We start from the raw sequence: 12126 nt of genomic DNA on the forward strand, positions 1-12126 counted from the left end.
GCCGGCTCGCCGAGCCGGCCGCTCGCCAGGGCGTGTGCGGGCGCGAGACGGTGGTCGGCCGTCCTCGCGCCCTTCGTGTGTCAGGCGGCGGTCTTGCGGAAGCGCAGCACGGCAAGGCCGATGATCGCCACGGTGTAGAACGCCAGCCACGCAATCGGCTCCCACAACTCGCGCGCGCCGGCGCCGCGCAGCACGATGCCGCGCAGGATCTCGATGAAGTAGCGGGCCGGGATGATCCGCGAGATCGCCTGGAACAGCGGCGGCATGCCGTCGATGGGGAAGACGTAGCCCGACAGGAACACGAACGGCAGCAGGAACAGCATCGACAACTGCTGCGCCTGCCGCTGCGTCTGCGCGATCGTCGAGAGCAGCATGCCGAGCCCGAGCACCGCCGCGATGAACAGGAACGCCACCGCGTAGAGCAGCAGCAGGCTGCCGGCGATCGGGATCTCGAACAGGAACAGCATCAGCAACACGGTGATCGTCAGCTGCACGTAGCCGATCACGATGAACGGCATCAGCTTGCCGACGATCAGCTGCGTGCGCGTGACCGGCGTCACCTGCAACTGCTCGAGCGTCCCGAGCTCGCGTTCCCGCACGATCGCCCCGGCCGTGAACTGGATCAGCGTGAACGTCAGGATGATCGCCAGCAGGCCGGGAATCACGAAGGTCGCGGTGCGCAGGTCGGGGTTGTACCAGGGCCGCACGTGCAGGTCGATCGGCAGCGACGCCTCGCGCCAGTTGCCGCGCCGCGCCAGGGTCTGGATCGACAGCTGCGTGGCGACGCCGCTGGCAATCGACATCGCCTGCGTCGCCGTGGTCGTGTCCGACGCGTTGACCACCAGCAGCGCCGAGGCCGGCTTGCCCCTGTGCCGGTTGGCGCCGTAGTCCCGGTCGATCACCAGGCCGACGCTGGCCCTCGCCGAATCGAGCGCCAGCTGCAGCTCCCCGAGCGAGTCGACGCGCCCGACGACGTCGAAGTACTGGCTGGCGGTGAGCCGCGCCACCAGCTCCCGGCTGTCGTAGGAGCGGCTCTCGTCGAGCACCACGGTCTTGAGGTGCTTGACGTCGTAGTTGATGGCATACCCGAACACCAGGGTCTGCATCAACGGCACCATGATGATCATGCGCAGCGTCAGGCGATCGCGCTTGAGCTGCATGAACTCCTTCCAGGTGAGCGCGAGCAGGCGTCTCATGCCGCCTCCTCCCCGGCCCGGGCGCGCGAGCGGGCCAGCGACACGAACACGTCCTCGAGCGACGGGTCGGCGACCCCGGCGTGGCCATACGGCGCCAGCCGCGCCAGCCCTTCGCGTTCCGCACCCGCATGCAGCACCGCCCGCAGTCGTCGGCCGGCCAGGTAGACGTCCTCGAAGGCGCCCGTCGGCCGCAGCTCCGCGAGGGCGGCAAAGGCGTCGTGCGCGATCTCGACCTCGTACAGGCGGTCGGCCAGGTGCGCCTTGAGCGCCACCGGCGATCCGTCGGCGATGATCTCGCCGTCGAGGATGAAGGCGAGCCGGTCGCACTGCTCGGCCTCGTCCATGTAGTGGGTAGTGACCAGCACCGTCATGCCGCGGTCGGCCGCCAGCTCGTAGATCAGGTCCCAGAACATCCGACGCCCCGACGGGTCGACGCCGCCCGTCGGCTCGTCGAGGAACAGCAGCTCGGGCTCGTGCAGCAGCGCCGCCGCGAGGGCCACCCGCTGCCGCAGGCCGGTGGACAGGCCCTCGGTGAGGCGCCCGCGTTCGGGACCGAACGCCAGCCGGTCGGCCAGCGCGTCGATGCGCCCCTGCAGGTCCGCCCGGCCGAGGCCGTACACCGAGCCGAAGAAGCGCAGGTTCTCCTCCACCGTCAGGTCGAGGTACAGCGAGAACTTCTGGCTCATGTAGCCGAGGCGTCGCTTCCACGCCTCGACGTCGCGCGGCAACTCGAGGCCGCCCATGCCCGTGACCCGACCCGCCGACGGCGCGAGCAGGCCGGCGAGCATGCGGATGGTCGTCGACTTGCCCGAGCCGTTGGGGCCGAGGAAGCCGAAGACCTTGCCGCGCGGAATCTCGACGTCGATCTCGCGTACGGCGACGAAACTGCCGAAACGGCGGGTGAGGCCCTGAGCGGTGACCAGCGCGCCGCCGTTCACGCCCGCACCTCGCGCGACGTCTCGCCGTTCCAGACGAAGACGTCCTCGAGCGACGGCGGGATCACGCGCACGTCCGCGTCGCCGACGTCGTCGCCGAGCGCCTCGCGTACCTCACGGTGCAGGGCGTTGCCGTCGGCGCCGCGGCCGCGCACGTGCAGGCGCGTCCCGAACAGCGACACGTCGTCGACGCCGGGCAACGCGGCCAGGCGGCGGCGGATCGGCATGCGGTCCTGGCTGCGCACCTCGACCAGCGCGCGCGGGTAGCTGGCCACCACCTCGTCGCGCGTGCCGACGGCCGTGATGCGTCCCCGATCGAGGAAGGCGATGCGTGAGGCGTACTCGGCCTCGTCCATGTACGGCGTCGAGACCAGCAGCGTGAGGCCCTCGTGGTGCAGCTGGTTGAGGAGAATCCAGAACTCGCGGCGCGACACCGGGTCGACGCCGGTCGTCGGCTCGTCGAGCAGCAGGAGCTCGGGCTGCGTGAGCAGCGCGCTCACCAGCGACAGCTTCTGCTTCATGCCGCCCGACAGGGCGCCGGCCAGCCGTGACCGGAAGCGTTCGAGGCCGACGCGCGCCAACAGTTCCGCCATGCGCGGCTTCGCGACGCGGTCGGGCACGTCGTACAGCCTCGCGCGCAGGTGCAGGTTCTCGTCGATCGTCAGGTCCTCGTACAGCGAGAACCGCTGCGGCACGAGGCCGAACGTCCGGACGCCCTCGACGCGCACCTGGCCGGTGGTGGGGGCGATCAGGTTCGCGACCAGCCGGAACAGGGTCGTCTTGCCGGCGCCATCGGGGCCGAGCAGCGCGAAGAGCTCGCCGCGGGGAATCGTCAGCGTGACGCCGCGCAAGGCCTCGGTGGCGCCGAAGCGGCGTCCGACCTGCTCGAGCGTGATCATCGTGTCGCTCACTGTGCACCTCGCGTCGGCGGGGGCGCGAGGACCTCGGCGGGCTGTCCCGGCACCAGCGGCGCCTTCCACCCGGCGTCGAGATCCACCTTGGCGGCGTACACGAGGTTCACGCGCTCGGCGCGGGTCTCGACAGCCTTGGGGGTGAACTCCGCGGACGGTGAGATCTCGGTCACCCGCGCGGGGAAGGTCTGGCCGGGGAACGCGTCCACCTGCACCTGCACGGCCTGGCCCTGGCGCACCTGGCCGAGGCGGGGCTCGGGGATGAAGGTCCGCACGTACAGCCGCGACTCCAGACCGAGTGTCACGGCCGGCTGGCCCGGATTGAGGAGGGCGCCCGGTTCCACCAGCCGGTGCAGGACCACGGCATCGCTCGGCGCGCGCAACTCGGCCTCCCGCACGACGATGTCCGACTGCGCCTTGACGCGCTGGGCACGTCCGAGTTCTGCCTCGGCAGCGCGGGTCTGCCACTGCCGGAACCCCTGACGCACCAGCGTCAGGCGCTGCGTGGCGGACTCGACGGCGGCCTCGGCGCGCGTCACGTCCGACCGTGCGCGATCCAGGTCGCGCTGCGTGCCGACGCGGGTGGACCGCAGTTGCTGCTGCCGGGCGAGTTCCTCGCGGGCCAGCGACAGCGCGGCGGCGCGGTCGGCGCGCTCGGCCTCGGCCGCTGCAATCTCGGCGGCGCGGCTGCCAGACGCGAGGTCGCGAACGCGCGCCTCGGCCGCGGCGACCGCCTGCGCGTCGCGGTCCGGCGCCAGCGCGGTCTCGGCGAGGTCGAGCCGAATCAACAGGTCGCCGGCCTTGACGCGATCGCCTTCGCGGACGAGCACCTCGAGCACCCGGCCCTGGATGCGTGGCGCGACGTCGACCAGCGGCGCTTCGATGCGGCCGTTGAGGTGAATCCTCTCGTCGACGGGGCCGCGGCGGCATGCCGCCCCGGCGAGCGTGAGGACGAGGACGGTGAGAACGACAGTCGATGGGCGGTTCATCGCGCGGCACCTGTGGGCACGGGCGTCAGGCGCGCCGTGGAAGTGGGGAACCGGTAGGGGGACGCGCTGGCGGACGACACCGGCGCGGCGGGTGGGGGCGTGGGGCCGTCGACAAGGATCCCGCGCCGCTCGAGGAGGCGGCCGGTGGCGCGCAGCAACTCGCTGTTGGCGCGGGCGACCTCGATCCGGGCCGCGGTGCTGGCCAGGGTGGCCTGCGCCAGCTCGGTCTGCCTGGTGAGCACGAAGAAGTTGGTGCTCTGCCCGGCCTCGAAGCGTGCCTGCTCGGCGGCCAGCAGGTCGGTGGCGGCCGCCTCGAGTGCGCTGGTGGCCTCGAGGCGTTCGCGGGCCGCGGCCAGCCGTGCCGACGCGGTGCGTACCTCGGTGGCGATGCGCTGGCCGATCTGGTCGCGCTGCAGGGCCGTGCGACGCTCGGCCAGGGTGGCGGCGACGACGTCGGCCTTGGCGGCTCGTCGCCCGATCGGCAGCGCCACGCTCACGCCGACGTAGATGTCGGAGAAGCGGTGCGTCACCAGGGTCTGCAGCGAGTCGTCCAGCCCGCCCAGTTGATCCTCGGGCAATGTCACCGTTGCCCCGGGGAAGGGCACGTAGAGGTCGGGGTTCTCGCCGCCCGCCAGGCCGCGCAGGTTGTAGGCGGCCACCAGGTCCATCTGCGTGCGCGCGCGTTCCTGGGCCAACCGGGTGTCGAGGGCGGCAATCGCTCGCGCGGCATCCATGTCGGCCATCTCGGGCCGGCGCGCGAGGGCATCGGCCACCAGCGCCTCGATCGCCTCCGGATCACTCGGCGCGGGAGGCTCGTCGGCCAGATCGTAGGCCAGCGACCACGTCGCGGAGTCGGCGGTGCCCGCCATGAGCTGTCGGAGGGCGATGTCGGCGCGGATCGCCTCGTCGCGGGCGCGGACCAGGTCGGCGCGCCGACGGGCGATCTCGGCGACCGGCGCGGCGATCTCGGCCTCGGCGGCGATGCCCGCCTGGATCCGGTCGGCCGTGTCCTGCCGCTGTGCCTCCGCCAGGGTGAGGGACTGCTCGCGGATACGGACATCGTCGCGGGCGGCCCGCACCGCCCAGTAGGCGCGTTCCACGGCCGCAACCGTCTCGGTGACCAACCGTTCGAGCGCGGCGCGCGAGCGGGTCACGTCGAGGGCCGAGACCTTCAGCGCTCGTCGCTGCTGGTCGATCTTCCGTCCCGCCAGCAGTGGCTGCCGGACCTCGACCCCGACGCTGGTCAGATACGCCGGCGTCAGCAACGCGAAGCGGCTCGTGAGCGACTCGAAGGACGTGGCGCCGCTGGCAGTGAGGGTCGCGCCGCTCTCGAAGAGGCGGCTCCAGGATGCGCTCCCGACGAGGCTGTTGGTGCGTGGCGCCAGGGCCCCTGGCGGGGCGCCGACAAACAGGGTGTTCAGGGGATCGGTGCGCGTCCGGACCCGACCGTCAAGTCGCAGGACCGGGTCGTAGGCGGCTTCGGCGCGCGTCTGGCCCTGCGCGGCCAGCGTGATGGCGTCGCGCTGGATGGCGATCTCGGGCAGGTGCTCGAGGGCCCGCGCGGTGGCGTCGGCGAGCGTCAGCGGCAGCGGCTGGGCGACGGTCTGCGGAGTCACCACGGCCGCAGCCACCGCCACCAGTGCGGCGCACAGCATCGGTGACTTCATCGCGACACCTCCAGGCGCTGCAGCCGCGGATCGAGGGCTCGGGCGAAGCTGTCGAGGGCGTCAGCTGAAAGGGCCAGCAAGGCCCGTCGTTCGGTGGGGGTGACGTCGAGGGCCGCGGCGCTGGTGAGGGCGTCGAGGGTCTCGGCCGGGGCGCGCCGGTACGCGGCCCGCCAGTGCTCGTCGGTGGCGAGGCGTCCGATGACCTGTTCCACGTGTGTCTGGCTCATGGGCGAATCCGACAGGCTCATGAGCAAGGAGCGCGCCTCCGCGAGCACTCGCCGCAGGGATGTTCTTATCTGATTGCTTCTGTGGACTTTATGCGGCAGTGTCTGATCGGAGCACTGGTTGCCTGGAGTTGGCAGTGTGCGCAGATATCGGCGATCTGTCTGTAAATGTGCAGTGTGTCAGGCGGTCTCGCCGTCAAGCCCGTGACGCTTGAGGCGGACGTACAACTGCGCGCGCGTCAGGCCGAGAGCCTTCGCCGCCCGCGACTTGTTGTAGCGCGCGGCCACCAGGGCGGCTTCGACCATCCGGCGCTCGACGTCGGGCAGCGTCGCACGAGTGGCGAGGACGGGATCAGGCGCCGCAAACGCTGCCGTTGCCCCCGGCGCTGCCGCGGGGACGGGCTCGGTCGCCCGGATGGGCAGCGGGGCCAGCGCGAGGTGGTCCGAGGTGATCAACCCGCCGCCGGCCAGGATGGCCGCGCGCTCGAGCACGTTCCGCAGTTCGCGGACGTTGCCCGGCCAGGGGTAGGCGAGCAGGCGCGGCACGGCCTCACGCGACAGGCCCGCGACGCGCCGCCCCAACTGCCGTCCGATGTCCTCGAGCAGCGCCTCGGCCAACGGCAGCACGTCGTCGGGGCGCTCGCGCAGCGGCGGGAGCGTGATGGCGAAGATGTGGAGCCGGTAGAACAGGTCCTCCCGGAAGGTGCCGCGCTCGACCATGGTCCGCAGGTCGCGGTGCGTCGCGCCGATGACGCGCACGTCGGCGCGCAGCGGGCGGGTTCCCCCGAGTCGCTGGAACTCCCGCTCCTGCAACACGCGCAGCAGTTTGGCCTGCGCGCCTGGCGACAGTTCGCCGACCTCGTCGAGCAGCAGCACCCCGCCGGCCGCGCGCTCGATCAGGCCCGGACGTGCCTGCGTGGCGCCGGTGAAGGCCCCGCGCTCGTGCCCGAACAGCTCGGACTCGAGGAGCGGCTCGGGCAGCGCCGCGCAGTTGATGGCCAGGAACGGTCCGGCGGCCCGGGGCGAGGCGCCGTGGATGAAGCGGGCAAGCACCTCCTTGCCCGTGCCGGATTCACCGGCGAGCAGCACGGTCGTGTCGGTGGGGGCGACCTGCGCGGCCTCTGCCACGGCCTGCCGCCACGCCGCCGAGGCGCCGACCATGCGACGCGGCGCCCCTCGCCCGAGCACGGCGAGTTCGTCGGTGAGCGAGCGGACGCGCTGCTCGAGCATCGCCGCGCGTTCGCGGGCTTCCGCGGCCCGCGCCGCGGCGTCGGCCAGGTCCTTGTGAGCGAGGGCGAGCGCCACGTACTCCGCGACGCGTTGCGCCACGGGGACATCCGCTTCGGTGAAGGCCGCCCGCGCCCGCGACATGAAGTTGAGGCCGCCGAGCGCCTTGCCCTCGCGCTTGACGGGCACCCTCAAGGACCCCTTCAACCCCGCAGGCACGGCGGGGATGTGCCTCATCAAGGGGTCCTCGGCCATGTCGTCGCACAGCAGGTAGGCCCAGGGCGTCGTCAGCAGGTAGCGCATCTCCGGAGGCACGTGGATGCGGTCCGGCCGGAGGAAATCCACCGCGGACGACAGCGCGTGCATCTCCAGGGACTCGCCGTCGGCGCCCAGCAGGCCAAGGGCGAGCGCGTCGTGGGGGAGCACGCGTTGCGTCACCCGCGACAGGTGCGGGAACACCTCGCGGATGTCGAGCGCACCGGCGAGCAGCGGCAGCAGCTCGGCCAACGCGTCGAGACGCGCCAGCAGGTCGGCATCGTGGGCCACGGGAGGACGATAGCGCATCGGGGGATGCGGCAGGGAAGGCTGAACGCTGCGAACGCCGAACGCCGAACGCCGAACGGCGAACGAAGAACGGAGGGGGGGAAGGCGGAAGTGGGAAGGACGACGGGAAGGTTCCGGGGCGGCTGAACACGCCGGGGCGCCGACTCGTCAAATCCCGGCAAGGGGAACAGCGATGACGACTCTGTTCGTGCTCGGGTTCGGGGCCGCCGCGATGCTGGCGTTGGCCGGGCTCGCGATGGCGTGGGCCGCGTTGCGGGTGGTGCTCTGGATCGTCTTCCTGCCGCTGATGTTGCTCAAGGCGCTCCTGGGGCTGGTGTTCGGCGCGGTCTTCGGCGCGTTGGGCCTGGCGCTGGGCGGCATCGGGATGGTGGTCGGCCTGATGGTGGCCCTTGTGGTGGGCGGCGTCGGCCTGCTCGCACTGCTCGCCGTGTTCGCGCTGCCGCTGGTGCCGCTGCTGCTGGTCGCCGGACTTGTCTGGCTGGCCGTCAAGGGCACGGCGGCGCTGGCCGCGGCCTAGGCCCCGGAACGGCCCGGGGTCTCAGGCGCGGCCGTAGCGGACCCGCGAGCGGACGCGCGCCTTCTCGGCCTCGATACCGCGATCGCGCGGTGCCGCCGTCGTCGACAGCGACGCGATCAGCGTCCGGGCCGCCGCGGTGACCTCGTCGACGGCCTTGTCGAACGCCGCCGCGTTGGCCTGTGACGGCCGCGTGAACCCGCTCAGCTTGCGCACGAACTGCAGGGCCGAGGCGCGGATCTCGTCGTCGGTGGCTGGCGGGTCGAAGTTGAACAGCGTCTTGATGTTGCGGCACATGGGCAGGTGCTCCCCGTGTGGACGAGTGACCGGTCAGGCGGGCGACGGGAACGCGCCCCGCGCGTCCTCGTAGGCCGCGGCAGCCCGCAGCAGCATGGTCTCGGCAAAGGCGGCCGCCGTCAATTGCAGCCCCACCGGCAGGCCGGCGCCGTCGCGGCCACACGGCACGCTGATCGCCGGCAGACCCGACAGGTTGGCGCTCACCGTGAACACGTCGGCAAGGTACATCTGCAGCGGGTCCTCCACCTTCTCGCCGAGGCGGAAGGCGGTGGTCGGCGCGGTCGGCATCGCCACCACGTCGACGCTGGCGAAGGCGCGCTCGTAGTCGCGGGTGATCAGCGTGCGCACCTGCTGCGCCTTGCGGTAGTAGGCGTCGTAGTAGCCGGCGCTCAGCACGTAGGTGCCGAGCAGGATGCGCCGCACCACCTCGGCCCCGAATCCCTGGCTGCGGGAGGCGGCGTACATCGACGCGAGGTCGTCGTAGTCACCCGCCGGGGCGCGATGACCGAAACGCACCCCGTCGTAACGCGCGAGGTTGGCGCTGGCTTCGGCCGTCGCCACGAGGTAGTACGTGGGGATCGCGTACTCGGCGTGCGGCAGCTCGATGTCGTGCAGCACGGCGCCGCCGGCCACCATCGTGGCCAGCGCTTGCTCCACCGCATGGCGGACGTCGTCGTCGACACCGGAGGCCAGCAGCGCACGCGGCACGCCGACCCGCAGGCCCTGAAGCGGGGCCTCCGGTCCGGGCACCTCGAAGGCCGGGGCATGCACGGTGGTCGCGTCGCGCGGGTCGGGGCCGGCAATCGCCGCCAGCACGTGGCCCGCCTCGCGCACCGTGCGGGTCAGCGGACCGATCTGGTCGAGCGAGGATCCGTAGGCGATGAGGCCGTAGCGTGACACCCGCCCGTACGTCGGCTTGAGGCCGACGATGCCGCAGAAGGAGGCCGGCTGGCGGATCGACCCGCCCGTGTCCGATCCGAGCGCCACGGGCACCACGCCTGCGGCCACGACGGCGGCCGACCCGCCGCTCGATCCGCCGGGCGTGCGGTCGTGCGCCCACGGGTTGCGGACGGCGCCGTACGCCGAGTTCTCGTTGGACGAGCCCATCGCGAACTCGTCGCAATTGCACTTGGCGACGATGACCGCGCCGGCCGCGTCGAGCCGCTCGACGACCGTGGCGTCGTAGGGGGCGACGAACTGCTCGAGGATGCGCGAGCCCGCCGTGGTGCGCGTGCCGCGCGCGCAGATGTTGTCCTTGAGCGCGATCGGCACGCCGGCCAGTGGCAGCGCCTCACGTTCGGCGGCGGGCAAGGCGTCGATCGCGGCGGCCCTGGCGCGAGCTCGGGCCTCCGTGGTCGCCAGCACCGCGTTCAACGGCGCGGCGGCGGTCACCGCCGCGAGCGCCGCCTCGGTGGCAGCCAGCGCGCCTGCCGGGCGCATGTCGAGGGCGCTCATGCGCCAATCACCCGCGGTACCCGGAACAGGCCGGCCTTCTCGTTGGCGTCGGTGGCGTTGGCCAGCGCCTCGTGCACGCTCAGCGACGGGCGGGGCTGGTCGGGCCGGAGGTCACCCGCGCCCTCGACGATGTGCGACGTGAGCGGGACGCCGTCGGTGGGGACGGCCTGCAGGCGATCCACGTAGTCGAGGATCTGCGCGAGGTCGGCGGCAAGGCGGTCGCGGAGCTCGTCGGACAGGCGGAGTTGGGCGAGGGCGGCCACGCGGTCGATCTCGTCGGGGCTGAAGCGGGACATGCGGGTGGCATTCTAGCGAATGCCGCGATGCCGGGGATGCGGAAGGGGGCTCACGGCTCGAGACAATGGCCGAAGGCCGAAGGCCGACGAGAAGGCTCAGCGAGCCGGGGCCTCTGTCAGCCCCTACAATGTGCGGGTGATGTGTGCTCGCCTGCGCGTCGCCCTCTGGGCGCTGCCCCTGTTGCTCGTCCTGTCGACTCCCTCCGAATCCTCGGCGTGGGGATTCGAGGCCCACAAGTTCATCGCCGATCGCGTCATCGCGCTGTTGCCGCCGGGCCTCCGGGAACTGTTCGAGCGGCAGCGGACGGCGTTCATCGAGCACGCCATCGACCCCGACCTCTGGCGCAACGTCGGCGTCGAGGACGAGCCACCGCGCCACTTCCTCGACCTGGACGCCTACGGGCCGAGCCCGTTCGAGGCCCTGCCGCGTGGCTACGACGAAGCCATCGCGAAGTTCGGACCGGAGAAAGTGCATCGCGAGGGGACCCTGCCGTGGCGGGTGTCGGAGATCCACGGCCGCCTGCGCCGCACCTTCGAGGAACTGGCGCGACCCGACGGCCCCGGCTATGCCGTCGACAACGCGGTGTTCTTCGCCTCCGTGTTGAGCCACTACGTCGGCGACGCGCACGTGCCCTTCCACGCGGTGGTCAACTACGACGGGCAGGTGACGGGACAGCACGGCATCCACAGTCGCTTCGAGACCGAGTTGTTCGCCCGGATGAAGCCGACGCTGCGCATCGCGCCGACGGCCGTCGCGCCGATCGCCTCGCCTCGCGACGCGACGTTCGCCACGCTCATCGAGGGTGCGGCGCTGGCCACCAGGGTCCTCGAGGCCGACCGGCAGGCGATCGGTACGGGCGACCTCTACGACGAGGCCTACTTCACGCGATTTGCAGAGGCCGGAGCCGCGCCCATCCTCGAGCAGCGGGTGAACCAGGCCATCGCGGCCGTGGCGGCGCACATCATCGGCGCCTGGGAAGCCGCCGGCAAACCCGATCTCTCCCAGCCGAGGGGACCGCGCGGGCCGCAGCGCAAGCGCGCCCCGCGTCCCTCTGCCGACTAGCCGTTTCGCGCCACTGCCGACTGCCGACGGGCTACCCGTCAGAAACTCCTGACCGCCGTGAGGTTCGGCTTCACCTCGACGTCGTGGATCCGGCCGGGCTGTGGTCCCACGATGGCGATGTCGTAGGTGCCGGCAGGCGCGACGAGCAGTTGATAACCGTCGCCCGGCACGCCACGCGCGACCTCGGCGCCGTCGCGGCGCAGCAGCCTCACCGACCATCCCGCACCCGCGTGCCGCACCTGCACCGCGCCGTAGGTCTTGTCGAAGTTGATCACTTCGAGGTGGTGCCCGCCCTCGCCGGGGTAGTCCACGAGCAACCGCAGCGTCGTCCAGGCGATCCCCGACACCGCGCCGTCCCGCTGCTGCAGCAGCTGCAAGTCGTACTGTCCGGCGGCCAGCGTGGCGCGGCGCTCGCCTGAGGGAACCAGGGGCGCCGCCACACCGCCGGTCCGCACGCCGGTCGGATACACCGTCACCGCGGTGTCGCGGGTGACCTCGACGGTCCCGCGGAAGACGCGCAGGTCCAGGCGCAGCGGAGCGACGCCCTGGAGGGCGGCAAGGCACAAGGTCAGCCAGACCAGTGACGTGGACATCATCGAGGCAGCGTAGCAGGCGCGAGCCGGATCGGTCCCTGGGCCGGTCAGCTGCCGCGGTGGCCCTGCTCTGGCGCCCGAGGTCCGCTGCCCGGTGCCCGGCGCGCCCGGCGCACGCTGCCCGAGGTCCGCTGCCCGGCGCCCGCGCCCGCCGCCCGATCTCGTCCGCAGCCTCGCGGCACTCGCATGACGCGT

At 72.1% G+C, this 12126-nt stretch carries 13 protein-coding genes; 2 read left to right on the forward strand and 11 right to left on the reverse strand.

Annotated features, from left to right (window positions below):
* Positions 1-80: 80 nt before the first annotated feature.
* The 7 genes from TBR22_RS09685 to TBR22_RS09715 form a co-directional block, all read right to left on the reverse strand.
* Complete coding sequence (locus TBR22_RS09685) at positions 81-1196, reverse strand: ABC transporter permease (RefSeq protein WP_239492770.1); 1116 nt, start codon at positions 1194-1196, stop codon at positions 81-83.
* A complete protein-coding gene (locus tag TBR22_RS09690; RefSeq protein WP_239492771.1) occupies positions 1193-2134 on the reverse strand; it encodes an ABC transporter ATP-binding protein in 942 nt (313 codons plus the stop codon). Before TBR22_RS09690 ends, TBR22_RS09685 begins: the two co-directional genes overlap by 4 nt.
* Complete coding sequence (locus tag TBR22_RS09695; RefSeq protein ID WP_239492772.1) at positions 2131-3042, reverse strand: ABC transporter ATP-binding protein; 912 nt, start codon at positions 3040-3042, stop codon at positions 2131-2133. Before TBR22_RS09695 ends, TBR22_RS09690 begins: the two co-directional genes overlap by 4 nt.
* Entirely contained in the window at positions 3039-4031 is a 993-nt protein-coding gene (locus TBR22_RS09700; RefSeq protein ID WP_239492773.1) for an HlyD family secretion protein, read from the reverse strand. Before TBR22_RS09700 ends, TBR22_RS09695 begins: the two co-directional genes overlap by 4 nt.
* Positions 4028-5698 carry a TolC family protein gene (locus TBR22_RS09705; protein ID WP_239492774.1) on the reverse strand — a complete coding sequence of 557 codons (1671 nt, stop codon included), beginning with the start codon at positions 5696-5698 and terminating at the stop codon, positions 4028-4030. Before TBR22_RS09705 ends, TBR22_RS09700 begins: the two co-directional genes overlap by 4 nt.
* Positions 5695-5925 (reverse strand): Os1348 family NHLP clan protein, encoded by a 231-nt coding sequence (locus TBR22_RS09710; RefSeq protein WP_239492775.1) that lies wholly within the window; start codon positions 5923-5925, stop codon positions 5695-5697. The genes TBR22_RS09705 and TBR22_RS09710 overlap by 4 nt, the downstream gene beginning before the upstream one ends.
* Positions 5926-6102: 177 nt before the next feature.
* Positions 6103-7713, reverse strand: coding sequence for a sigma 54-interacting transcriptional regulator (locus TBR22_RS09715; protein ID WP_239492776.1), 1611 nt, complete (start codon positions 7711-7713; stop codon positions 6103-6105).
* Between the two features lie 172 nt (positions 7714-7885).
* Between TBR22_RS09715 and TBR22_RS09720 the strand changes: the two genes are divergently transcribed.
* Entirely contained in the window at positions 7886-8230 is a 345-nt protein-coding gene (locus TBR22_RS09720) for a hypothetical protein (protein ID WP_239492777.1), read from the forward strand.
* A 21-nt stretch (positions 8231-8251) separates the two neighbouring features.
* Here TBR22_RS09720 and TBR22_RS09725 read toward each other — a convergent pair whose 3' ends face one another.
* The 3 genes from TBR22_RS09725 to gatC are packed head-to-tail and all read right to left on the reverse strand — an operon-like array spanning position 8252 to position 10275.
* Complete coding sequence (locus TBR22_RS09725) at positions 8252-8524, reverse strand: DUF2277 domain-containing protein (RefSeq protein WP_239492778.1); 273 nt, start codon at positions 8522-8524, stop codon at positions 8252-8254.
* A 33-nt stretch (positions 8525-8557) separates the two neighbouring features.
* A complete protein-coding gene (gene gatA, locus TBR22_RS09730; protein ID WP_239492779.1) occupies positions 8558-9979 on the reverse strand; it encodes an Asp-tRNA(Asn)/Glu-tRNA(Gln) amidotransferase subunit GatA in 1422 nt (473 codons plus the stop codon).
* On the reverse strand, positions 9976-10275 hold the full coding sequence (gene gatC, locus TBR22_RS09735; RefSeq protein WP_239492780.1) for an Asp-tRNA(Asn)/Glu-tRNA(Gln) amidotransferase subunit GatC: 300 nt from the start codon (positions 10273-10275) through the stop codon (positions 9976-9978). Before gatC ends, gatA begins: the two co-directional genes overlap by 4 nt.
* 136 nt (positions 10276-10411) lie before the next feature.
* On the opposite strand from gatC, the gene TBR22_RS09740 reads away from it, so the two are divergent.
* Positions 10412-11338, forward strand: a complete 927-nt coding sequence (locus tag TBR22_RS09740) for a hypothetical protein (RefSeq protein ID WP_239492781.1) — start codon at positions 10412-10414, stop codon at positions 11336-11338.
* 38 nt (positions 11339-11376) lie between these two features.
* Here TBR22_RS09740 and TBR22_RS09745 read toward each other — a convergent pair whose 3' ends face one another.
* Positions 11377-11934, reverse strand: a complete 558-nt coding sequence (locus TBR22_RS09745; RefSeq protein WP_239492782.1) for a hypothetical protein — start codon at positions 11932-11934, stop codon at positions 11377-11379.
* Between the last annotated feature and the right edge of the window lie 192 nt (positions 11935-12126).

It is taken from the genome of Luteitalea sp. TBR-22 (assembly GCF_016865485.1).
Taxonomy (GTDB): domain Bacteria; phylum Acidobacteriota; class Vicinamibacteria; order Vicinamibacterales; family Vicinamibacteraceae; genus Luteitalea.